Annotated in this window: 22 protein-coding genes; 21 read left to right on the top strand and 1 reads right to left on the bottom strand. The window is 36.6% G+C overall.

Going from position 1 to position 23,438, the window contains the following annotated elements:
- Positions 1-36: 36 nt before the first annotated feature.
- The 10 genes from AC1PU0_RS10485 to AC1PU0_RS10440 all read left to right on the top strand — a co-directional run bounded on the left by AC1PU0_RS10485 (position 37) and on the right by AC1PU0_RS10440 (position 12,238).
- On the top strand, positions 37-543 hold the full coding sequence (locus tag AC1PU0_RS10485) for a cell wall elongation regulator TseB-like domain-containing protein (RefSeq protein WP_069654233.1): 507 nt from the start codon (positions 37-39) through the stop codon (positions 541-543).
- Between the two features lie 145 nt (positions 544-688).
- Positions 689-1,879 (top strand): pyridoxal phosphate-dependent aminotransferase, encoded by a 1,191-nt coding sequence (locus tag AC1PU0_RS10480; RefSeq protein WP_206849595.1) that lies wholly within the window; start codon positions 689-691, stop codon positions 1,877-1,879.
- Positions 1,880-1,928: 49 nt separating this feature from the next.
- Positions 1,929-3,227 carry an asparagine--tRNA ligase gene (gene asnS / locus AC1PU0_RS10475; RefSeq protein WP_069654231.1) on the top strand — a complete coding sequence of 433 codons (1,299 nt, stop codon included), beginning with the start codon at positions 1,929-1,931 and terminating at the stop codon, positions 3,225-3,227.
- 160 nt (positions 3,228-3,387) lie between these two features.
- The gene (locus AC1PU0_RS10470) at positions 3,388-4,314 is read left to right on the top strand and encodes a hypothetical protein (protein ID WP_167351513.1); all 927 of its coding nucleotides are present in this window, start codon (positions 3,388-3,390) and stop codon (positions 4,312-4,314) included.
- A 240-nt stretch (positions 4,315-4,554) separates the two neighbouring features.
- Positions 4,555-5,892 carry a UDP-N-acetylmuramate--L-alanine ligase gene (gene murC, locus AC1PU0_RS10465; protein ID WP_206849593.1) on the top strand — a complete coding sequence of 446 codons (1,338 nt, stop codon included), beginning with the start codon at positions 4,555-4,557 and terminating at the stop codon, positions 5,890-5,892.
- 140 nt (positions 5,893-6,032) lie between these two features.
- A complete protein-coding gene (locus AC1PU0_RS10460; protein ID WP_111247507.1) occupies positions 6,033-6,515 on the top strand; it encodes a MaoC family dehydratase in 483 nt (160 codons plus the stop codon).
- On the top strand, positions 6,508-7,188 hold the full coding sequence (locus AC1PU0_RS10455) for a Bax inhibitor-1/YccA family protein (protein ID WP_111247506.1): 681 nt from the start codon (positions 6,508-6,510) through the stop codon (positions 7,186-7,188). The genes AC1PU0_RS10460 and AC1PU0_RS10455 overlap by 8 nt, the downstream gene beginning before the upstream one ends.
- A gap of 236 nt (positions 7,189-7,424) precedes the next feature.
- On the top strand, positions 7,425-8,582 hold the full coding sequence (gene argJ / locus AC1PU0_RS10450; RefSeq protein ID WP_206835244.1) for a bifunctional glutamate N-acetyltransferase/amino-acid acetyltransferase ArgJ: 1,158 nt from the start codon (positions 7,425-7,427) through the stop codon (positions 8,580-8,582).
- 146 nt (positions 8,583-8,728) lie between these two features.
- Positions 8,729-11,086, top strand: a complete 2,358-nt coding sequence (locus AC1PU0_RS10445; RefSeq protein ID WP_206849591.1) for an ATP-dependent DNA helicase — start codon at positions 8,729-8,731, stop codon at positions 11,084-11,086.
- A gap of 186 nt (positions 11,087-11,272) precedes the next feature.
- Positions 11,273-12,238: an asparaginase gene (locus AC1PU0_RS10440; protein WP_206849589.1), complete on the top strand. Its 966-nt coding sequence runs from the start codon at positions 11,273-11,275 to the stop codon at positions 12,236-12,238.
- 56 nt (positions 12,239-12,294) lie between these two features.
- Here the strand turns inward: AC1PU0_RS10440 and AC1PU0_RS10435 are convergent, their stop codons facing one another.
- Positions 12,295-12,789, bottom strand: a complete 495-nt coding sequence (locus tag AC1PU0_RS10435) for a YajQ family cyclic di-GMP-binding protein (RefSeq protein WP_111247502.1) — start codon at positions 12,787-12,789, stop codon at positions 12,295-12,297.
- 273 nt (positions 12,790-13,062) lie between these two features.
- Between AC1PU0_RS10435 and AC1PU0_RS10430 the strand changes: the two genes are divergently transcribed.
- The 11 genes from AC1PU0_RS10430 to AC1PU0_RS10380 all read left to right on the top strand — a co-directional run bounded on the left by AC1PU0_RS10430 (position 13,063) and on the right by AC1PU0_RS10380 (position 23,433).
- Positions 13,063-13,992, top strand: coding sequence for a YitT family protein (locus AC1PU0_RS10430; RefSeq protein ID WP_206849587.1), 930 nt, complete (start codon positions 13,063-13,065; stop codon positions 13,990-13,992).
- A 234-nt stretch (positions 13,993-14,226) separates the two neighbouring features.
- Complete coding sequence (locus tag AC1PU0_RS10425; RefSeq protein WP_206849585.1) at positions 14,227-15,840, top strand: alpha-glucoside-specific PTS transporter subunit IIBC; 1,614 nt, start codon at positions 14,227-14,229, stop codon at positions 15,838-15,840.
- A 22-nt stretch (positions 15,841-15,862) separates the two neighbouring features.
- Complete coding sequence (locus AC1PU0_RS10420) at positions 15,863-17,194, top strand: 6-phospho-alpha-glucosidase (protein ID WP_206849607.1); 1,332 nt, start codon at positions 15,863-15,865, stop codon at positions 17,192-17,194.
- 102 nt (positions 17,195-17,296) lie between these two features.
- Positions 17,297-17,626: a MurR/RpiR family transcriptional regulator gene (locus tag AC1PU0_RS10415; protein ID WP_479998302.1), complete on the top strand. Its 330-nt coding sequence runs from the start codon at positions 17,297-17,299 to the stop codon at positions 17,624-17,626.
- Complete coding sequence (locus AC1PU0_RS10410; RefSeq protein WP_479998300.1) at positions 17,574-18,071, top strand: SIS domain-containing protein; 498 nt, start codon at positions 17,574-17,576, stop codon at positions 18,069-18,071. The genes AC1PU0_RS10415 and AC1PU0_RS10410 overlap by 53 nt, the downstream gene beginning before the upstream one ends.
- A complete protein-coding gene (locus tag AC1PU0_RS10405) occupies positions 18,071-18,520 on the top strand; it encodes a hypothetical protein (RefSeq protein WP_206849584.1) in 450 nt (149 codons plus the stop codon). The genes AC1PU0_RS10410 and AC1PU0_RS10405 overlap by 1 nt, the downstream gene beginning before the upstream one ends.
- 215 nt (positions 18,521-18,735) lie before the next feature.
- Positions 18,736-19,602, top strand: coding sequence for a class II fructose-bisphosphate aldolase (locus tag AC1PU0_RS10400; protein WP_010760933.1), 867 nt, complete (start codon positions 18,736-18,738; stop codon positions 19,600-19,602).
- Positions 19,603-19,847: 245 nt separating this feature from the next.
- Entirely contained in the window at positions 19,848-21,128 is a 1,281-nt protein-coding gene (locus tag AC1PU0_RS10395) for a UDP-N-acetylglucosamine 1-carboxyvinyltransferase (protein WP_206849583.1), read from the top strand.
- Complete coding sequence (rho, locus tag AC1PU0_RS10390) at positions 21,125-22,417, top strand: transcription termination factor Rho (protein WP_111247497.1); 1,293 nt, start codon at positions 21,125-21,127, stop codon at positions 22,415-22,417. Before AC1PU0_RS10395 ends, rho begins: the two co-directional genes overlap by 4 nt.
- Positions 22,418-22,515: 98 nt before the next feature.
- Positions 22,516-22,785, top strand: coding sequence for a type B 50S ribosomal protein L31 (locus AC1PU0_RS10385; RefSeq protein WP_069654216.1), 270 nt, complete (start codon positions 22,516-22,518; stop codon positions 22,783-22,785).
- A gap of 444 nt (positions 22,786-23,229) precedes the next feature.
- Positions 23,230-23,433: a hypothetical protein gene (locus AC1PU0_RS10380; RefSeq protein WP_242596569.1), complete on the top strand. Its 204-nt coding sequence runs from the start codon at positions 23,230-23,232 to the stop codon at positions 23,431-23,433.
- The last annotated feature ends 5 nt before the right edge of the window (positions 23,434-23,438 follow it).

Genomic DNA, 23,438 nt, shown 5'->3' with positions numbered 1-23,438 from the left:
TAATGGTAGCCAGTAAGTTTGGAAAGGGCGAGAAGAGTGCAAGAACAAGAAGAACTCAGAGAAGCGAGAAAAACCAAGATTTTAGTTGGTGTAATTGCGGTTTTATTAATGATTATTGTCCTAATCACTATTTTCTACATTCGCTCAACACAGCCAAGAACACAAGCGAAAAAAGAAGCGACAGAAATTGCTAAAGAATATGCAAACTTGGAGACAGTGGATCACTTTTATTGGTTTACCCGAAAAGATACGTACTTTAGTGTGACAGGTAAAGATAATAAAGGGGAAGAATTAGCTGTGATCATCCCGAAATCGGGGGACAAAGTGACTGTTTTAAATCAGAAAGATGGTGTTGACGAAGACCACATCCGCCAAATCGTTGAAACTGATTACAAAGAGAATAACATCCAAAAAGTCAGCTTAGGTCTGTATAAGGATAAACCAACGTGGGAAGTCGTTGCAAAAAACGATGACGGATCATTAAGTTATTATCTATTAACATTTGATAAAGCTGAAGAAATTATGATCATCAAAAATGTCTGACGAGACGTTTTAATGAAGAGCGTTAGCTAAAATCAAATAAACTTAAAGAATTAGCTGATGAATCAAGATAGACAGCGGTAGGAAATGAGCTCGATTGTTAGAATAGAATCCCTACCGTGCTCTAGAAAATGAAGGGAGCAATCATATGGACATATCAAAACGCGCACAAAAATTAGAACCCTCTGTTACGTTAGCAGCTGCTGCCAAAGCCAACGCATTAAAAGCAGAAGGAAAAGATGTTCTAAGTTTAACCGTAGGTGAGCCGGATTTTAGCACACCAAAAAACATTCAACAAGCAGCGATTCAAGCCATCGAAAGCGGAAAAGCCAGTTACTATACACCTTCTGCTGGGATCAAAGAATTGCGAGAAGCTGTTGTCGAACATATTGAAACTTACTATAACTTGAGTTATCAAGTCAAAAATGTAATCGTAACAGATGGTGCAAAATTTGCATTGTATCTTCTTTTTCAAGCGGTATTGAACCCAAATGATGAAGTCATCATTCCAGTGCCATATTGGGTAAGCTACGGTGAGCAAGTAAAATTAGCTGAAGGAGTACCTGTTTTTATCTCATGCGATCAGGAAAAAGAATTCAAAGTAACGGTGGAACAATTAGAAGAAGCTAGAACAGATAAAACGAAATTATTGATTTTAAATTCCCCTTCTAATCCAACGGGAATGATTTATTCTGAAGCAGAATTACGTAAAATAGGTGAGTGGGCTGTCCAAAATGATATTTTGATTGTATCAGATGATATCTATGGTAGACTCGTTTATAACGGAGCCACTTTCACACCAATAGCAACATTATCCGAAGCAATCCAAAAACAAACAATCATTATCAATGGCGTTTCTAAAAGTTATGCGATGACAGGTTGGCGTATCGGTTATGCTGTCGGTGATGAAACGATCATCTCAGCAATGAATGATATCGCATCACAATCAACCAGTAATCCGACGGCTGTCAGTCAATACGCTGCGATTGAAGCATTGATCGGTGAACAAGATACAGTTGAAATCATGAGACAAGCATTTGAAGCACGTCTAAATGAGATTTATCCGTTGTTTGCAGCGTTACCTGGGTTTAAAATCGAAAAACCGAATGGTGCATTTTACTTGTTTCCAAATATCAAAGATACCCTAACAATGTGCGGCTATACAGATGTCACGCAATGGGTAGATGATTTATTGGCTGAAGCGCAAGTTGCATTAGTTACAGGTGCAGGATTTGGCGCACCTGAAAACGTTCGGATTAGTTATGCAACCGATTTAGATACATTAAAAGAAGCCGTTAAACGTATCAAAGCCTTTATCGAGAAAAAAGCAACAAACTAAACTACTTAATTCGGGATAGGTAAAAGAATAAATGAATGGAGAGACGATTGTGGAACAAATTCAAATTATTGATTCAAAAAATCATGTAGGGGAAACAGTAAAGATAGGGGCTTGGATTGCAAATAAACGTTCAAGCGGGAAAATTGCGTTTCTACAATTACGTGATGGGACAGCTTATTTTCAAGGCATTGTAGTGAAAAGTGAAGTTTCAGAAGAAGTCTTCCAGTTAGCGAAAAGTCTAACGCAAGAAACCTCTGTTTGGATCACTGGTGAAATCAGAGAAGATAGCCGTTCAAAATTTGGCTACGAGATCGGAGTAACAGGAATCGAAGTCATTGGTGAAAGTCATGATTATCCGATCACACCCAAAGAGCATGGAACAGACTTTTTGATGGATCACCGTCATTTATGGTTGCGTTCATCTCGTCAGCATGCAATCATGCAAATCCGTAACGAAATCATTCGCGCAACATATGAATTTTTCAATAATCATAACTTTGTTAAAATCGACCCACCAATCCTAACTGCAAGTACAGCAGAAGGGACGACTGATTTATTTGAAACAAACTATTTTGATCAAAAAGCTTATCTATCTCAAAGTGGACAATTGTATATGGAAGCCGCAGCATTAGCTTTCGGGAAAGTATTCTCATTTGGACCAACATTTAGAGCTGAAAAATCAAAAACGCGTCGTCATTTGATTGAATTTTGGATGATCGAGCCTGAAATGGCGTTTATGCATCAAGAAGAAAGTTTAGAAGTACAAGAACAATACGTCGCATTTCTTGTTCAAAGCGTGCTAGACAATTGTGATCATGCCTTAGATGTTTTAGAACGTGATAGAGAAGTCTTGAAAAAATATACACAATTACCTTTCCCACGTATTTCATATGATGAAGCAGTGGAATTATTAAAGAAAAATGGGTTTGATGATATTGAATGGGGCGATGATTTTGGCTCGCCGCATGAAACGTTTATTGCCAACTCATTTGATCGACCAGTCTTCATTTTAAACTATCCAAAAGCAATCAAAGCTTTCTACATGAAACCACATCCTACTCGCGATGATGTTGTAATTTGTGCAGATATGATTGCACCAGAAGGGTATGGAGAAATCATTGGGGGTTCTGAGAGAGCAATCGATCATGATTATTTGTTAGAACAAATTCGTAACCATAATCTAGATGAAAAAGAATATTCTTGGTATTTAGATTTACGTCGTTACGGTTCGGTTCCACATTCAGGTTTCGGCCTAGGATTAGAACGTACGGTTACATGGTTAGCTGGAATTGAGCATGTTCGTGAAGCAAGCCCGTTCCCACGCTTGTTAAACCGTATTTACCCATAGCAATATAAAAAAATTAGTCATTGAAACCAAGTTTCAATGACTAATTTTTGTTGAAATTGAAATTTTCAGTTAAATTGCAACAAGAAAAAAGAAAAAGTAAGGTAATATGTTTAGAATTCTATTGTTTTATGGTAGAATTGACACAAAGTACAATAAAGGAATGACTCGAATGGGAAACCCAACTCAAATTAAACGAAAACATTTTCGCTTTCCAGCCTTTGATGATGAATCAGGTGTGAAATTAGTTTCTGAAAATAAAAGAACATTATTTCAAGATGAGCCGATGCTTACTAAAGCGGTGACACAGACAACCAATCAAGCACAAAGACAGCCAAGTGCGCCGGTAATAGATCCAATAACCGTTCAGCCAGTACTGCAAAAACAACCAACTCAAACAAATAATCAACATGTGTCTCATAGTGAAGAACAACTAGCAGAATTAGCACGTCACAAATCTAATCTGCCTAATTACATGATGGCACACAATAAACCAACATCACCAAAACAAAAAAATAATTTATTTGGTAATATGCCAAAAAGAAGTTCATATGGTTTCGGTTCACAGCAAACTTCTAACAAAAATAAAGCCGCGTTTTCAAAAGATTTTACCTATGATACCCGATCGTATTTTGTACCGAAATATATTCCAGCATCTGTTATTCCAGAGGAGAAAACCCCCACTTTGACAGAGCAGGACTTAACCGAAGCAATGAAAAAAGATCAAAATTCTTATTTGCTTTTTGACGATGAACCAGCAGCTTTTCAAGTGAAAGGGAACGAAGATCCGACCGTTCAAAAATTCAATATTCCTAAAGGTTCACCAGAAATTCCGGTAACAAGACGCCAATACCAACAAATCAAACCTGACATGGAACGATTTGGCAAAGAAGAAGATATTAGTCATTCTTTACCACGCTCTCGAAAAGAATTAAAAACAGCTAAAGAAAATGCCAAAAGCCAAACGGCCTATGGACAAAAAGTAGCGGAAGCTGAACAGGACAAAAAACGTGGAATATTAGATAAGTCGTTAAGCGGTATAATTGAAGATTCAAGTATGGAACTAGAAAATAGCAAGTATTTTAAGTAAGCATGATCTGAGACAAAACTCTATTTGGTTTTGTCTCAGCTTTTTACTGCAAATCAAGACGAACACACTAATATAGAGATACGCAACTATCAATACAAGGGAGTCTCTTTAACTCTTGTAAGAAGAGGGACAGTTTTTTTTGGTTGATTATTTCACAATTTTGTATGATAATGGGTTCCGTATGATTGAAAAAGACCTAAAAAAGACGTTTTATATAGAGAATAAGAGAAGAGGATTAAAATGAGCAATCAAGAGAATAAATTACATCATTTTGTCGGGATCAAAGGATCAGGAATGAGTTCGTTGGCGCTTGTGTTATTTGAAAAAGGATACCAAGTACAAGGTTCTGATGTGGATGAATATTTTTTCACTCAACGTGATTTAGAAAAAGTTGGTATTACAATTTTACCATTCAATGCGGACAATATTGCAAAAGATATGATCGTTATTGCTGGAAATGCATTTCCAGATACACATGAAGAGTTGGTTCGTGCCAAAGAATTAGGTGCGGAAATCATTCGTTATCATGATTTTATAGGACGTTTTATCCAACCGTACACAAGTGTTGCTGTAACAGGTTCACATGGGAAAACAAGCACAACAGGTTTACTTTCTCATATTTTGACAGGGATCGCGCCAACAAGTTATTTGATCGGTGATGGGACAGGTCATGGTGACCCTAATGCTGAATTTTTCGCTTTTGAAGCTTGTGAGTACCGCCGTCATTTCTTAGCGTATTCTCCGGATTATGCAATCATGACGAATATCGATTTTGACCATCCTGATTATTTTAAGAGTATAGAAGATGTATTTTCTGCATTTCAAACAATGGCAGATCAAGTCAAAAAAGGAATTTTTGCTTATGGTGATGATAAGTACTTACGCATGCTAAAAACAGATGTACCGGTCTATTATTATGGCTTAGCAGAGGACGATGATATCCAAGCTAAAAATATTAAACGGACAACACAAGGTTCTTCTTTTGATGTTTACCATAAAGACGATTTCGTTGGGCACTTTGTTTTACCTGCCTTTGGTCAACATAATATTATGAATGCGTTAGGTGTAATTGCTGTAGCGTATTTTGAAAAATTAGATATGGAAAAAGTAGCAGAAGAGATGCTAACATTTGAAGGGGTTAAACGCCGCTTTACAGAGAAAAAAGTATCTGACATGATCATAGTGGACGATTATGCTCATCACCCAACTGAGATTATTGCAACGATTGATGGGGCGCGTCAAAAATACCCAGATAAAGAAATTATTGCAGTATTTCAACCACACACGTTTACACGTACAATTGCATTGATGGACGAGTTTGCTGAAGCATTAGATTTGGCAGATGCTGTTTACCTTTGCGATATCTTTGGCTCTGCTAGAGAACAAAAAGGTGATGTTAAAATTGAGGACCTAGGAAATAAAATTCAAAAAGGTGGGCAAGTCATCAAAGAAGATAATGTATCTCCACTTTTAGATCATGAAGATGCTGTAATGGTCTTCATGGGTGCCGGTGATGTTCAAAAATTTGAACAAGCATACGAAACATTATTAAGTAATACAACAAGAAGCGTATTATAAAATAATTCTTTCTTAAAAAGCTATTGCTAAGAAGGGATTTCAACGAAGAGTTTTAGGATTTGTTGAAGCCCCTTCTTTTTAACTTGCCTTTTGTCGTCATTTTGGTACAATTATCTTATCATTAGTGGAGGTGTACTAATTTGAATATCGGAAAACCGAGAAGATTAGGCAAAACCATCGAAGATATTGAGGAAGGCGATTCGCTGTCTTTAACCGAATCCATTGAAGATAAAGAGTTACTTCTTTATTTGGGCTTAACAAACGATGCCAATCCTTTATATATCCAACATGATTATGCCCAAAAAACAGAATATGGCAAACCAATCGTCCCATCGATCATGCTGATGGGAATTATTACAAGTGCTATTTCCAAGCATTTACCAGGACCAGGATCTCATGTGGTCAATTTTTCGGTGAATTTTGTAGAGCCAGTATTTCATTATGAAACGTTGACATTCAAGTTCGAAGTGATCAAAGTGGATAAGATGAAAGACGTTGTAACGATTTCGATTGAAGTCGTAAATGAGGAAGAAGATCGAGTACTTGATGCGGTTGTAATGGTGCAGCCACCTCAAGTGACAATAACAGATTTAGAAGAGAAAGAAGGAGAAATAAATGAATAATGGAGCAGTAGCCAATGTTGGCTTGAATAAATTCTATTCGAAGATTTATGCGTTTTTAGCGATGGGAATCGGCGTTAGTGCTTTAGTTTCTTATCTGATTTTAAATGTATTTCCAATGGTTCTGGTAACATTGTTGAATTCAACAGCGTTATTTTTTGGCTTATGGATCGTCCAAATTGGGCTAGTACTATTTCTAGGAGTTCGAGCACAAAAGAATCCTAGTTTAGCGGTCGGTGGATTTTTAGTTTATTCTGTTTTAAATGGTGTAACAATATCTGCGACACTGCTACTATATGCGCAAGCGACAGTTGTGAGTGCATTTGTTAGTGCGGCAGCAACATTCGGTGCAATGTCACTAGTTGGTATGTTTACAAAAAAAGACTTATCTGCAATGGGTCACGCAGCGTATAGTGCGTTGATCGGAATTATCATTGCAATGGTGATTAATTTCTTTTTCCTACGCAGTAGCGCAGTTTCATTTTTCATCTCAATTTTGATGGTGTTGATTTTTGCAGGAATTACAGCGTATGACAATCAAAGAATTCGTCAAGTTTACAATGAGACTGGTGGACAAGCAGGTACAGGTATTGCTGTATTTTTCGCATTACAGTTATATCTTGATTTCATTAACTTGTTCTTAGCATTCTTACGTATTTTTGGTAAAAATAATTAATTCGTCGATTGACTTGAAAACACCCAGATAAATCTGGGTGTTTTTTTGTATGTAAATACTCTTTTTAGTACATTTTTATGCGTAATATTCCTATTTAATTGCATAAAAAAACTTTATTAAGTTAAAAAGTGATATAAAATACATTGACTATCTTCACTTGTTGTTTTATACTTTTATAAAATTGGATAAATAAATTTTTTTAAAGTAAGTTGATCATGTACGGGAAGGTGTTATTAATGAAAGAGTATGAAGTTACACCAAAGGGATTTAAGTTCTATGGGACACATGTTGGGATCAAGAAAAAAAGAAAAGATTTTGGGTTGATCGTAGCAGATAACGTCTGTCACGCTGCGGCCGTTTTTACAAAAAATACATTTTGTGGAGAGTGTATTCCCATCGGCAAAGAACACGTGAAAAATGCTGAATTACAAGCAGTCGTCGTCACAAGTGGTATTGCGAATGTTGCGACTGGTAAAATAGGCAGAGAAAATGAATATAAAATTTTAGATAAACTATCAAAGCAGTTCACAATCAAAAAAGAAAATATCTTACCTTCTTCTACAGGTGTAATTGGACCACAGCTTCCTATTGATAGTATTGAGAATTTTTTAGAGGCGGAGTCAATTGATTTACAGGAAAATTATGAAGATTTCGCACATGCGATTTTAACTACGGATCAACGAATCAAGGTACGTAGCTTGTCGGTTGGCGATGCAACGATTTTAGGGATTGTCAAAGGTTCAGGCATGATAGAACCGAATATGGCAACGATGTTGGCATATATTTTAACAGATGCAAAAGTAGCAAAACAAGAGATTTATCCTATGTTGAAAATAGCGGTTGATCAATCATTTAACACCATCAGTATCGATACAGATACAAGTACAAGTGACACAGTAGCCTTTTTAGCCAGTGGTCATCATGAAGTCGAAAATACGGAAATGCAAAGTGCCTTGAATCAAATCTGTAAGGAATTAGCGTTAGATATAGTAAAAGATGCTGAAGGCGCAACAAAGACGATGTTTGTCACTGTCAAAAATGCAGAAAATAAAGAGCAAGCCAAGAATGCTGGAAAATCGATTATCAACTCTCCTTTAGTAAAAACCGCGTTATTTGGCCATGATCCTAATTGGGGACGTATTGCAATGGCACTTGGTAAGACAGAAGGGTTAGTGTTTGATCAGAATAATGTAGAAATCTATTATGGCCATTATCCAATTTTCTCAAAGAATAATGAAGAGAAACAAAATATAAACAAGATTGCTGAGTACATTAAACAAAATGAAGATATTTATTTAACAATTGATTTGCATCAAGGGAAGGAAACAGTTGAAGTGATTGGTTGTGATTTAAGTTATGAGTATGTCAAAATAAATAGTGATTATTCAACTTGAGTTCCACCTTTCGGAAGTAAGGCTTTTCAAAAGAGAATAGAAATGTTTGAACTCCCCACCTTGATTCTAAAAATAAAAGTTTCTTTCTCCTCTTTTATTTTGCGAATGTATGTTCTATAATAAGAACATGATAGGTGGGATCGAACATGCAGAACACGCAAAGAATCGCAGTCCGCAGATTAGTGGAATTTATTTTGCGCAGAGGGAGTATCAACGCTAGGCATACAAGTGAACATACAGCGCTGGAAGGAGCAAAGATCCATCGGAATCTTCAAAAAACAGCCGGAGAGAAGTATCAAAAAGAGATCAAACTTGCTATAAACATAGAATTAAACGAACAAACATACATAATTGAAGGTCGTGCAGATGGAATTTTTATTGATGATAAAAAACGAACTGTAATTGACGAAATCAAAACCTCGGAACCAGCTTTTTCGGAGTTGTTGCAAGAGCAAATAGATATGTATTGGTATCAAGTGATGTGCTATGGACATATTTATTGCCAACAAGAAGACTTGGCTGAAATCACGTTACAGTTGACCTATTACCAAACGACAACCGAAGAAATTACTCGACAAGAACAAACATTGACGAAAGAAGAGCTCAAAGGATTCTTTGATGAGTTAACACAGAAATACGAACAGTGGCTGATTTTTAAAGCGAATTGGCGCAATATTCGGAATCGATCTTTGCAACAATTGCCTTTTCCTTATGGCGATTATCGAACGGGTCAAAGGGAATTAGCTGTTGCTGCTTATAAAACGATACTAAGTGATCAAAAACTATTTGTCGAAGCACCGACTGGAACAGGTAAAACGATTTCGACATTATTTCCCACCCTAAAAGCAATCGGTGAAGAACATGCAGAAAGAGCTTTCTATTTAACGGCCAAAACAATCACTCGTCAAGTCGCGGAAGATGCTGTAGAAGCAATGAAACAAAAAGATATGCAGTTAAAAAGTGTCACGTTAACAGCTAAAGATAAAATCTGTTTTTTAACAGAACGAAATTGTACACCAGAAGCTTGCCCTTTTGCAAATGGGTATTATGATCGTTTGAATGAAGGGTTGTGGGATTTATTAAACAACGAAAATCAATTTACACGTGAAACCATTGAAAGATATGCACGCAAGCACACTTTATGTCCATTCGAATTGTCATTAGATGTCAGTTTGTGGTGTGATTTAGTGATCTGTGATTATAATTATTTATTTGATCCAGTTGTTTATTTAAGACGCTTTTTTGAAGAGCAGACCGAAGTAAAAGAAAACATCTTTTTGGTAGATGAGGTTCATAATTTAGTTAATCGTTCTAGGGAAATGTATTCAGCCGTTTTGTCTAAAAGTAAGCTACTATCACTGAAGCAGATACTGGGAAAAAAGCAGACTAAATTGATCCGAGCATTGAATAAAGTTGAAAAAGAATTTGAAAAAATCAAGCAAGTCTGCGATGAAGAAGGAAAAGAGTTTTTACACCAGAATGCGCCGATTGACTCTCTTGTAAAAGCTGCTTATGGACTAGCTGAAAAAATCAAAGAATGGCTCCCCGAAAATCAAGAGCATGTTGAGCTAAATCAAATCTTGTCCATTTATTTTGAGTTGCTGAATTATACGAAAATCAGTGAGGGGTACGATGATCATTATTGTACATATGTGAATTGTCAAAATTATGATATCCTCGTCAAGCAATTTTGTATCGATCCAAGCTATCTCTTGCAGCAAAAGTTAGACAAAGGAAAGGCCAGTATTTTATTTTCAGCAAGTTTAACCCCATTAGATTACTATCAGGAAATTTTAGGGGGAGGAGAGGAGAGTTTACGTTATCGAATTCCTAGCCCTTTCCCAAAAGAAAATCAATTATTAGTGATTGAGAAGTACATCCAAACGACCTATAAAGAACGTGAAAAGAGCTATGAAAAAATCATCGAAAGTTTGACGAACATGATTGAGCAAAAGCAAGGCAATTACTTCGTTTTCTTTCCGTCCTATTCCTATATGGATATCATTTATGAGCAGTTCCGAGAAAAAAATCCCCACATTAAAACAAAGATTCAAGCGAGTATGATGAATGAAGCAGAACGAGAAGCCTTTTTAGGGGACTTTGTTCTAGAACCAACAGAAACAGTCGTTGGCTTCTGTGTTCTAGGTGGTATTTTTTCAGAAGGAATCGATTTAAAAGGCAATCGCTTGATCGGCACGGCAATCGTTGGTGTTGGTTTGCCGCAAATCAATCATGAACAAGAATTGGTCAAAGGTTATTATGATCAGCAGAAAAATCAAGGCTTTCAATTTGCGTATCAAATTCCTGGAATGAATAAAGTATTGCAGGCAGCAGGGAGAGTTATTAGAGATACAGAGGATAAAGGCGTCGTATTACTTTTAGATCAACGTTTTTCAACAGCTGCTGTTCAACGATTTTTTCCTCCTCATTGGAATCAGGTTCAAATATCTAGTTCCCATGAGCAGACCAAGCATCTTATACAGCAGTTTTGGGATTTAAATTAAGCAGAAGATAATAGGAAAAAAGCTCTCTTACTGGTATACTAAAAAAGAGTTGAGTTGTAAAATTTACTCTTTGTTTTTTATTAAGTATAATGACTATAAAAAAAGCCGAAGGTCTAATTATCGGCTCTTTTTTGAGCAAAAATTCACCAAAATATCTGAATAAAATGATCATAGGGAGACTAAAGTATGAAAACAATCCTAGTATTACATACAGGTGGCACGATTTCGATGTCAAAGGAGGTAGATGGCAATGTCACGACAAACAATAGGAATCCGCTTCTCAATCAAGAAGAATTAGTAGCAGGGAAAGTAAATTTAGTTGTAGAAGCCATTTTTAATATTCCTTCACCTCATATGACCTTAGAAAGGATGTTGGAATTAAAAGAGCGAATCCAAAAAGCATACAAAGAAAATATCGATGGAGTCGTAATCACGCATGGCACAGATACATTAGAGGAAACAGCCTATTTTTTAGATATTACGCTTGAAAACGAAATTCCTGTTGTCTTAACAGGCGCTATGCGTTCAAGCAACGAAATTGGGACAGATGGTTTATACAATTTTATTAGTGCAGTTTGGACAGCATGTTCAGATGAATCTTTTGGTAAAGGTGTGCTTGTTGTGATGAATGATGAAATTCATACCGCTCGTTATGTCACGAAAACCCATACTACAAATGTTGCAACGTTTCGAACACCGACATTTGGTCCAATTGGTATGATTGCGAAAGAACGAACTTTTTTTGCTAGTGAAGTACGCCCGCAAGAAGTCTGCGATATCCAAAGTGTGACGGGCGAAGTATACGTGATCAAAGCCTATGCTGGAATGGACGGTAGTTTATTTGATTTAGTGGATAATGATCGGACAGACGGTATTGTGATAGAAGCTTTAGGTGCGGGGAATCTTCCGCCAGAGACATTACCATCATTAGAGAGACTCTTGGCTAGGAATATCCCTATTGTTTTAGTTTCTCGCTGTTCGAATGGAATTGCTGAAGATATTTACGACTATGAAGGCGGCGGTGTTAATTTAAAGAAAATGGGTATTATTTTTTCTAGAGGATTAAACGGACCAAAAGCTCGAATTCGCTTGATCGTTGGCTTAAATAGCGGGAAAGATCAACAGGCGTTAGCTGATTTTTTGAGTGAATAAAATAAAAAGCATAACAAGCTTAGAAACAAATTGTTTCAGCTAGTTATGCTTTTCAATTAACGGAAATTCGTAAACTGTAATTCTACAGGTAAATCTAAATTTCGAAGCAATGTAATCACTTTTTGTAAATCATCACGACTTTTCCCGGTGACTCTGATTTGATCTTCTTGAATTTGTGATTTGACTTTGATACCAGAATTTTTGATTGCGACATTGATTTTTTTAGCATTATCACGATCGATCCCGCTAATTAAATCACCATACTGACGTGCAGAACCACCAAGTGCTTTTTCACTTTCTGAGAAATGGATGTTTTTTATCGGAACTGCTCGTTTAACTAGCTTACTAAACAAGACATCTTTTACTTGTTCAATTTTATAGTCGTCTTCTGCGACTATCATTAACTTGTTATTTTCTAATTTTATATCAGCAATCGAACCTTTGAAGTCAAAACGATTTTTGATTTCTTTCAGTGCGATTTGGATCGCGTTTTTGACTTCTTCTATATTCATTTCAGATGTTACATCGAAACTTGCTTCTTTTGCGGCCATTGGGTGATCTCCTCTCATTATTTCTTACTTTATAGTACCATTAAATAGGGAAGAAACAAGTCTAAAATACTTTTTTAAGACAAAGTTCTGTTCTAGAAAAAGAAACGATGGAATTGAGAGTGAGTGAGACTAAAATAATCCTCATTTTTATCGTTTTTTCTTTTCTTTTTTTTGGCAAACTGTTATTCTAATTCGTGGGAATTTATCTATTGAAGTAAGTACCCTATCTATTAATGTAGATTGAGGTTTTTCATATAAGGAGGCGGTTTTGGGATGAGTAAATGGGTTATTTCTTATAAACAAAGTGAGACGTTGAAAAAGTTCGCTGTTATTTTTGTGACTGGGATATTAGTAGGAATCAGTTTGAATTTCTTTTTGATTCCAGCAAAAGTTTTTTCTGCTGGTATGAATGGTGTTGCGCAAATCATCGCAACTTTATTGTACACACATCTTGGAATTACTATAGATACAGGTCTATTTATTTTGTTATTAAATATTCCGATTTTTGTTTTAGGGTTTATGAGGCTTGGGAAAGAATCAACAATTTACAGTTTTCTAAATGTCGCATGGGTTTCATTAACGACCATTTTGATCCCAATCGAAGTGATTACTACCAATCCATTGATGAATGCCATTGCAGGTGGCGTACTGATTGGCATCGGTGCAGGTTTATCTCTTAAAATGGGGTTTACAACTGGAGGAATGGATGTTATTTCATTAGTTCTATCGAAGACGACTGGGAAAACAGTTGGTAATTATATGTTTATGTTGAACGGTATCATTGTGGCGATAGCTGGTTTTGTTTTTGATTGGGAAAGTGCATTATATACGATTATTTCAATTTATTGTATGACCCAAGTTGTTGACACGATCCATACGAGCCACCAAAAAGTTACCGCAATGATCGTAACCGTTCAGCCTGAGGTTGTGACTCAAGCGATTTCAAAACAAATGATTCGTGGGATGACGTTACTACCATCAATGGGCGGTTATTCTGGTGTCGAAGGACGGATGATCATGATGGTGATTACGCGTTACGAACTTTATGATTTGGAGCAAATCGTTTATGAAGTGGATGAGAATGCTTTTATGAATATTATTCCTACCAATTCTGTTTTAGGACGCTTTGCCAATGAAGATGAACAACGAATTTTTAAAAGTACTGGCAGTTTCCCGGAAATGAAGAAACACAAAACAAAATAAAAATAGAATCGCTTTTTCAAGTTCCTCAAAAATTCCGGAATCAATCGGCGTTTTTGAGGAACGTTTTTCTTTTTTTAAAAGGCAATAGTTTGTCTGATAAATTTCCCAGACATTGACACTTTTTCTCTATCAAATAACTAGCTTCCCAGAACCTCTTCAATCTATTGATAGCGGATTCATACGATGGTATAACTAACTTGTAAAACAAATGAATAGAAGGAGGGTGTTTCACTAGTGATGGAGAAGGTGCAACGATTTGGAGGCGCAATGTTCACCCCAGTCTTATTATTTTCATTTTCGGGAATAATGGTAGCGCTTGCGATTATTTTTAAAAATCCAATTATTGTTGGAAATATCGCAAATGAGGGAACGGTTTGGTATGGTGTCTGGTCTGTTTTAGAAAGCGGTGCGTGGACAGTATTCAATCAAATGGAATTATTATTTGTTATTGGGTTACCAATCGGACTTGCCAAAAAAGCCAATGCTCGAGCAGCAATGGAAGCTTTTGTGATTTATCTGACCTGTAATTACTTTATTAGTAGTATGCTAGAATATTTCGGTCCATTCTTTGGTGTCGATTTTGCCCAAGAAGCTGGTGGCGATAGCGGGATGAAACTGATTGCTGGCATCAAAACATTGGATACAGGTATTATTGGTGCCATTTTTATTTCAGCAATCGTAGTTTGGCTGCATAATCGCTACTTTGATACTAAGTTACCAGATTTTTTAGGTATTTTCCAAGGGTCATCGTTGATTGCGATTTTAGGATTTTTCGCGATGTTGCCGATCGCGTTTCTAATCTGTCTCGTATGGCCAAAAATTCAAATGGGTATCGGCTCCATGCAAACTTTCTTAGCGAGTGCTGGTACGTTCGGTGTTTGGTTGTATACATTTTTAGAAAGAATCTTGATCCCTACTGGGTTACACCATTTCATCTACACACCATTTGTGTATGGTCCTGCGGTGGTTGAGAACGGTATTACAAAATATTGGATGGCTCATCTTAATGAGTATGCACAAACGACAACGCCGATTAAACAGCTATTTCCACAGGGAGGCTTTGCTTTACATGGAAATTCAAAAATTTTTGCTTCACCAGGAATAGCAGCAGCGTTTTATTTTACTGCAAAGCCTGATAAGCGAAAAAAAGTATTAGCGATCTTGATTCCAGTAACATTAACAGCTGTTTTAGCAGGTATTACTGAACCGTTGGAGTTTACGTTCCTATTTGTGGCACCGCCGTTATTTGTTTTACATGCAGTTTTAGCAGCAACGATGGCAGCAACGATGTACTTCTTCGGTGTGGTAGGAGATATGGGCGGTGGTTTCATTGATTTATTGGCAAAAAACTGGATTCCGTTATTTGCCAATCACAAAGGGATGATTTTTACCCAGTTGATTATCGGGTTATCCTTCACGTTGATTTATTTTGTCGTTTTTAGAGCCTTGATTTTGAAATTTAATTTTGCGACTCCTGGAAGAGAGGAAGATCAGGAAGTTAAATTGTATAGTAAAAAGGATTATAAGGAAGCAAAAAAAGCTGGCATTTTAGGTGACGTTGCAATTGCAGGAGCGAATCAATACACAGATCAAGCAGCTGTCTACTTAGAAGCTTTTGGCGGTAGTGATAATATCGAAAAAGTAACAAATTGTGCAACACGTTTGCGGATCACTGTGAAAGATGAAGGAATTGTGTTGCCTGATGGCGCCTTTAAAGAAGGCGGGGCACATGGTGTGGTCAGAAATGGAACTGCTTTTCAAGTCATTGTCGGTTTGGATGTGCCACAGGTCAGAGAGCAATTTGAGAACTTATTAGCATTAGGAAATGAACATCAAATAAATGATTAAACATGAAGGAGCTGGACAAAAAATGAAAAAATTTTCAATCGTAATTGCAGGTGGAGGAAGTACTTTTACCCCAGGAATCGTTTTAATGTTATTAGATAATTTAGAGAAATTTCCGATTCGACAAATCAAATTTTATGACAATAATCCAGAAAGACAAAAACAAATTGCTGATGCTTGCGAAATCATCATCAAAGAGCAAGCGCCAGACATAGATTTTCTGGCAACAACCGATCCAAAAACTGCATTTAGTGATGTTGATTTTGTAATGGCGCATATTCGTGTCGGTTTATATGCGATGCGAGAGAAAGATGAGAAAATCCCTTTGAAATATGGGGTGATTGGACAAGAAACATGTGGACCAGGAGGGATTGCTTATGGCATGCGTTCTATTGGCGGTGTATTAGAATTGATCGATTATATGGAAAAATACTCTCCAGATGCGTGGATGTTGAACTACTCAAATCCAGCAGCAATCGTGGCTGAAGCTACGCGGAAGTTACGTCCTACTACTAAAATTATCAATATTTGTGATATGCCGGTTGGGATTGAAGAGCGGATGGCAAAAACTGTTGGGTTAAGTTCTAGAAAAGAAATGGTGGTTCGATATTATGGGTTGAATCACTTTGGTTGGTGGACAGACATCAGAGATAAAGAAGGCAATGATTTAATGCCAAAAATTAAGGAGCATGTGAGAGATTACGGATATTCTTTGAAAGAAGAAATCGAAGAATCACAACATACAGACGCTAGTTGGATGCATACGTTTGCTAAAGCAAAAGAAGTCTTTGCAGTTGATCCAACAACACTACCAAATACGTATCTGAAATATTATTTTTATCCTCAAGATGAAGTAGCGCATGCAAATCCAGAATATACCCGAGCAAATGAAGTAATGGCTGGACGTGAAAAGCATGTCTTTGGAGAATGTAATCGTATTACTAAAGTAGGAACAGCGAAAGGAACGACATTGGAAGTAGACGAGCATGCATCTTATATTGTGGATTTAGCAAGAGCAATTGCCTATAACACTCACGAAAGAATGTTATTGATCGTAGAGAACCAAGGAGCTGTTGTCAATTTTGATGAAACAGCAATGGTAGAAGTTCCATGTGTTGTAGGCAGTAACGGACCAGAACCGGTCGTTCAAGGAAAAATTCCTCGTTTTCAAAAAGGGCTCATGGAGCAACAAGTGGCTGTCGAAAAATTAGTTGTTGAGGCTTGGACAGAAGGATCGTATCAAAAATTATGGCAAGCCATAATGTTATCTAGAATTGTGCCAAATGCTCGAATTGCCCAAGAAATACTAGATGATTTAGTGGAAGCGAATAAAGAATTTTGGCCTAAGTTGTCGTGATTACCTTTCAGAATAGTTTTCCTTAGTAGATTCCCTTAGTATCGTTTTGAATTTTCATCCTTTATACTAAGGGAAGAATACGAAGGAAAAGAGGGATCAGTTATGGATTTAGAAACATTGATGCAAAAACATCAAAAACAATTAAGTGAAATGGATTGGACTATATTAGGGTATATTTTGGAAAATGAACAAGATCTTATGCACTTGAGCATTATTGAGTTAGGTGAAAAAGTCCATAGTTCTAAGTCTTCGATATTACGTTTAACAAAAAAATTAGGATTTTCTGGTTATTCAGAGTTTAAATATTTTATGCGGCAATCCAAGCAACATACTATTGCCACAACTGGAACAGATTTAATCGCTCTACAAACAAAAGATATTGAAAATACAGTCAAGTTGGCGCAAGCAGACAGATTTTACGTTACTAAGTAAAGCAATTCAAAAAGCCAATACTGTTTATTGTTACGCAACAGGTTATTCACAAAGAAAAGTAATTGAAGAATTTTCAAAGATGTTGATGATTTGTGATAAGCGTTCAATTATAATCCCTGTTAAAACAGAACTGGATATCAGCATGTCAATGATCACAAAAGAAGATATTGTGTTGTTTGTTTCTTTAAGTGGTGAGACGGATGATGTCAAACAAAATATTTTATCGTTAAATGCAAGAAAAATCCCAGTGGTAGCAATCACGACGTTTTCACATAATTTTTTTGCAGAACATGCACAATATGCTTATTTTTATTATTCAACCCCGTTCACTGTTTCAGGGAAAGAACACATTGCTCAGTCATTAGTTGGATTGAGTGTATTGGTGGATTTGATTTTTAGAAAATATGTGACATATTTGAATAAAGAATTTGAGGAGGGGATGTAATGGCATTGTTTCTGCAACCAACTAAAATGAGGCAGCTATTATGTGGATACTGGTTGCTCGTTCCGTTATTATTTGGTGCATATCTTTTCACTTTAGCAACAGTTAAAAATGTTCCAATGGGGATGATTTTTACGAGTATACCAAGTTTGACTTTAGCGAGTATTGTCGTGTTGTTGATGATTTTTCAGTTGTATGGCCTGTACATCATTGGTCATTCAAGTGAAAGTCGGCATTCTTTATTGGGGAGTTATTTAATAGTCAACACCATTCAGCAATTATTATCCTTTAATATTCCTGGATTCGTTATATGTTTGCTTTTTTATCGAAGTTTACACAATGAGAAAGAAAGATCAAGAGTGCCGAAACAAATTAAATGGACCATCTATGGTTTAATGAGCTTTATTTCTTTCATGACAATGATAATTCTTTGGCTTCAGTTATCGTTATAATGTTACGAATAATGTGAGTGTAGCAGCTTAGCTGATACACTCTTTTTTTATACAAAAAGCAGTAAGTGTCTACAGTTTTGTGAAAGTCTGGACAAAAGTTTTCTGAAAAAGTCAATTTTAGTAGAAAAGTACTAAAAAGTCTGCTAAAATATAACTGTTGATTAAGGATATCCTTAACAAATAAAGTTTTTTTAAAACTTAGGAGGAATTTTATTATGCCATTAGTATCAGGAACAGAATTTCTTAAAGCAGCTCGCAAAGGCGGCTACGGTGTCGGAGGATTTAACACAAACAACCTAGAATGGACAAAAGCGATCCTTGAAGCTGCAGAAGCTAAAAAAGCGCCAGTTTTGATCCAAACTTCTATGGGTGCGGCTAAATACATGGGCGGATACCAAGTATGTTACGATTTAGTAAAAGACTTAATCGATTCAATGGGTATTACTGTACCAGTAGCTCTTCACTTAGATCACGGTGAGTATGAAGATGCATTAGAATGTATCGAAATCGGCTACACATCAGTTATGTTTGATGGTTCACACTTACCATTCGAAGAAAACATCGAAAAAGCAAAAGATGTTGTTGCAAAAGCACACGCTAAGGGTGTTTCTGTAGAATGTGAAGTTGGTTCAATCGGCGGCGAAGAAGACGGAATCATTGGTTCTGGCGAATTAGCTGACGTACAAGAATGTGTACAAATGGTTGCTACAGGTATTGATTACCTAGCATGCGGAATCGGTAACATCCACGGTTCATACCCAGACAACTGGACTGGTTTAGCATTTGACCACTTACAAGAAATCGCTGACGCTGTTGGTGACATTCCATTAGTATTACATGGTGGATCAGGTATTCCTTTAGAGCAAGTTCAAAAAGCAATTTCTATGGGCGTTTCTAAAATCAACGTGAATACTGAGTGTCAAGAAGTATTTGCTGCAGCAACGCGTAAATACATTGAAGAAGGCAAAGATCTTGAAGGTAAAGGCTTTGACCCTCGTAAATTATTAGCACCAGGCACAAAAGCTGTTACTGAATTAGTAGAGCAACGTATTGAATGGTTCGGTTCTGCTAACAAAGCATAATGAATTAAAAAAAGAAATAACAGCATTGCTGTTATTTCTTTTTTTTGTTTTGGAAAATAATCGTTTAAATCTCATGTTTTGCTCGAAAATATTCGAAAAATACATTAAAATCGAGTAAATCAATGAAAATTACGAAAAGCGAATCACTGTTGTCTTTTTTATTGTCCTTTAATGTGTTAGAATAGTTTGGGTATATTACAAAAAAATAAAACTATTTGTTTTACATAGATAGGTGAGAATAATAAATGAAAAAAATCGTAATCAATGGCAATCATCCATTAACAGGAGAAGTATGTATCAGCGGCGCAAAAAACAGTGCAGTGGCATTGATTCCCGCAGCTATCTTAGCTGATTCACCAGTAACATTAGATGGTGTACCTGATATTCAAGATGTTCATTCTTTAATTGAAATATTAGAAATTATGGGTGCTAAAACAACCTTTACAGATAATACACTAGTGATCGATCCAACAGAAATCGTTTCTGTTCCCATGCCTAAAGGCAAAATCAATAGTCTTCGTGCGTCCTATTACTTTATGGGTTCATTACTTGGAAAGTTTGGTGAAGGGGTGGTTGGCCTTCCAGGAGGCTGTTACCTTGGACCACGTCCAATCGATCTTCATATCAAAGGATTTGAAGCACTTGGAGCTCAAGTGACAAATGAACATGGTGCCATGTATTTAAGAACAGAAGACGGACTTCATGGAACGAGAATCTTTATGGATATGGTTTCAATCGGAGCAACGATCAATGTGATGTTAGCGGCTGTTAAAGCAGAAGGCAAGACAATTATTGAGAATGCTGCACGTGAACCGGAAATTATCGATGTTGCAACATTATTGAATAACATGGGGGCAAACATCCGTGGTGCTGGAACAGATATCATTAGAATCGAAGGTGTCAAAAAATTACATGGTTGCCGCCATTCCATCATTCCTGATCGAATCGAAGCGGGTACTTACCTAGCGTTGGCTGCTGCGATGGGTGAAGGAATCAAAGTTCGTAATGTGATTTATGAACATCTAGAAAGTTTTATTGCGAAATTGCAAGAAATGGGTGTTAAAATGACGATCGAAGAAGATATGATCGAAGTCCACCCATCTCATGATTTAAAAATGACTACAGTCAAAACATATCCTTATCCAGGTTTTGCAACTGATTTACAACAACCAATTACCCCTTTGATGTTAAAAGCTAAAGGAACAGGTGAAGTTATTGACAGTATTTATGCGCAACGCACGAAGCATATTCCAGAATTAGTGCGTATGGGAGCAGATGCATCGATAGAAGGTAATATGATCGTGCTCAATGGCCCTACACAATTACATGGAGCAGAAGTTGTCGCGTCAGATCTTAGAGCCGGTGCTTGTTTAGTAATCGCTGGATTAATGGCAACAGGTACAACAACGATTTACAATGTAGAGTATATTTTGCGTGGCTATGACCATATTATCGAAAAATTAACAGCACTTGGTGCTGATATCCAAATGATTGAGACTGAGGAAGAAAACGAGGTGGCTAAATGAGTGACTATTTAACAATGGCGGAACTTGAAAATAGTACATTAAAAGATATCTATTCTTATGCTAAAGAATTCAAGATCCCTTATTATAGTCAAATGAATAAAAAAGAGTTATCTTTAGCTGTTATTAGAGCACAAGCTGAGAAACAAGGCTTTTTCTTTATGGAAGGAATTTTAGATATTGTCTCTCAAGATGGCTATGGTTTTTTACGCCCAATCAATTATGGACCTAGTGCAGAAGATATTTATATCTCATCTTCTCAAATACGTCGATTTGGCTTACGTAATGGGGACAAAGTTGCAGGAAAAGCTCGTCCGCCTAAAGAATCAGAACGTTATTATGGCTTGATGCATGTTGAAAGTGTCAACGGGAAAGATCCAGAAGAAGCAAAAGAGCGGCCGCATTTCCCAGCATTAACACCGCTTTACCCCGAAAAACAAATCAAATTAGAAACAACTCCTGGTAGACTATCGACGCGTATGATCGACATTTTTTCTCCTGTTGGATTTGGTCAACGTGGATTGATCGTTGCACCTCCAAAAGCAGGTAAAACAAGCGTGTTAAAAGAAATTGCTAATGGTATCTCGGAAAATTATCCAGATGTAGAATTAATCTTATTATTGATCGATGAACGGCCTGAAGAAGTGACCGACTTAGAACGTAGTGTCAAAGGTGATGTTGTCTCTTCGACATTTGATCAGCAACCACAAAATCATACTCGTGTTTCTGAACTAGTTTTGGAACGAGCGATGCGCTTGGTGGAAGATAAACGAGATGTGGTTATTTTGATGGATAGTATTACCCGTTTAGCTCGTGCCTATAACTTGGTGATCCCAGCTAGCGGTCGTACATTGAGTGGAGGGATCGACCCAGCTGCTTTTTATAAACCTAAGCGTTTCTTTGGTGCTGCTAGAAATATTGAAGAGGGCGGAAGTTTAACGATTCTTGCCACTGCTTTAGTAGATACGGGAAGTCGGATGGACGATGTTATTTTTGAAGAATTTAAAGGAACAGGGAATATGGAACTACATCTCTCTCGTGATTTGGCAGATCGTCGTATTTTCCCTGCAATTGACATCAAAAAATCAGGTACACGAAAAGAAGACTTATTAATGTCAGCGGAGCAGTTAGAAGAGACATGGAAACTGCGTAATCATATGACGGGTGATTCTTTAGAATACACAGAACAATTCGTTAAATTTTTACGTAAAACGAAAAACAATCAGAAATTCTTCGAAGAATTTCATGATGTTTCTTTCGGTCGACAAGCAAAAAAAAATATTAAAAGATAATTGCATCGATAAACAAATCATGCTATTATAGTACTGTTGTATACCGACAAATAAACTCTGATGCAGCAAATGGATCAGGGCAAAGGAGCGAAAAGACTATGAAACAAGATATCCATCCAGAATATCACCCAGTTATTTTTATGGACTCAACTACAGGTTTTAAATTTTTATCAGGTTCTACTAAGCACTCTGATGAAACAGCTGAGTGGGAAGACGGAAATACTTATCCAGTAATCCGTGTCGAAGTTACATCTGACTCTCATCCATTCTATACTGGACGTCAAAAATTTACACAAGCAGACGGACGTGTGGACCGTTTCAACAAAAAGTATGGTATCAAAGATGCCAACGCCAACCCAGAAGGTTAATTCAAACTGCAATAGTTATAAGACTCAGCTCATTTATGAGCTGGGGCTTATTTTTTGTACTATTTGAAAACACAGCAAGAGCTAATAGCATGTTAATAGGATCTAAATGAACTCGACAGAACTTCAAGAAAGAGGATAATGTCCAAAAAAAAAAGCAGAAATTTTATAAATACTTTCATGATTTGTTTTTTAAAGTAAAATGTGTCTGCAGTCTTCCACTTGGATCGATGTCTATAAATGTCTCAAGCTCTTCACGTTTATAAGTGCAACGTGACAAAAAAATGGTAATTATAAACAAAAGTTACTTAAAATAAAATTTGAATCAACAAATTTAGGAAAAAATGATAAAATAGGGTTAGTTTACTCAACTGAAAAATTGGTTTTAAACGGAAGAGAGATGAAGTAGTTAGAATCGATAATCAAACATTTGGTGAAACGGCAGTTTTGTATTCGCTTACGAATGACAACGACCTGACTGTGAATGTTACGAACTTAGGAGTCAGAATCGTTGAATTGATTGTACCAGCTAAAGTAAAAATGCAGAATATTGTATTAGGATTTATATCTTGGCGCAACAGTCGGGCGTGTTGCTGGAAGAATCAAGCAGTAATTACTGTACCAGATAAAGAGATTTCTGTTAACATGTAGACTGA

This window comes from Enterococcus sp. XAF26B05_ASV22 (assembly GCF_056727285.1).
Note: the sequence above shows the minus strand (reverse complement) of the source record. Positions and strands in the feature narration are given on the sequence as shown.

Coding starts and splice junctions, on each gene's coding strand:
- AC1PU0_RS10480 (WP_206849595.1), top strand. CDS start 689: ATGGACATATCAAAACGCGCACAAAAATTAGAACCCTCTGTTACGTTA.
- AC1PU0_RS10470 (WP_167351513.1), top strand. CDS start 3,388: ATGACTCGAATGGGAAACCCAACTCAAATTAAACGAAAACATTTTCGC.
- murC (WP_206849593.1), top strand. CDS start 4,555: ATGAGCAATCAAGAGAATAAATTACATCATTTTGTCGGGATCAAAGGA.
- AC1PU0_RS10455 (WP_111247506.1), top strand. CDS start 6,508: ATGAATAATGGAGCAGTAGCCAATGTTGGCTTGAATAAATTCTATTCG.
- argJ (WP_206835244.1), top strand. CDS start 7,425: ATGAAAGAGTATGAAGTTACACCAAAGGGATTTAAGTTCTATGGGACA.
- AC1PU0_RS10445 (WP_206849591.1), top strand. CDS start 8,729: ATGCAGAACACGCAAAGAATCGCAGTCCGCAGATTAGTGGAATTTATT.
- AC1PU0_RS10440 (WP_206849589.1), top strand. CDS start 11,273: ATGAAAACAATCCTAGTATTACATACAGGTGGCACGATTTCGATGTCA.
- AC1PU0_RS10435 (WP_111247502.1), bottom strand. CDS start 12,789: ATGGCCGCAAAAGAAGCAAGTTTCGATGTAACATCTGAAATGAATATA.
- AC1PU0_RS10430 (WP_206849587.1), top strand. CDS start 13,063: ATGAGTAAATGGGTTATTTCTTATAAACAAAGTGAGACGTTGAAAAAG.
- AC1PU0_RS10420 (WP_206849607.1), top strand. CDS start 15,863: ATGAAAAAATTTTCAATCGTAATTGCAGGTGGAGGAAGTACTTTTACC.
- AC1PU0_RS10415 (WP_479998302.1), top strand. CDS start 17,297: ATGGATTTAGAAACATTGATGCAAAAACATCAAAAACAATTAAGTGAA.
- AC1PU0_RS10405 (WP_206849584.1), top strand. CDS start 18,071: ATGGCATTGTTTCTGCAACCAACTAAAATGAGGCAGCTATTATGTGGA.
- AC1PU0_RS10400 (WP_010760933.1), top strand. CDS start 18,736: ATGCCATTAGTATCAGGAACAGAATTTCTTAAAGCAGCTCGCAAAGGC.
- AC1PU0_RS10395 (WP_206849583.1), top strand. CDS start 19,848: ATGAAAAAAATCGTAATCAATGGCAATCATCCATTAACAGGAGAAGTA.
- rho (WP_111247497.1), top strand. CDS start 21,125: ATGAGTGACTATTTAACAATGGCGGAACTTGAAAATAGTACATTAAAA.
- AC1PU0_RS10385 (WP_069654216.1), top strand. CDS start 22,516: ATGAAACAAGATATCCATCCAGAATATCACCCAGTTATTTTTATGGAC.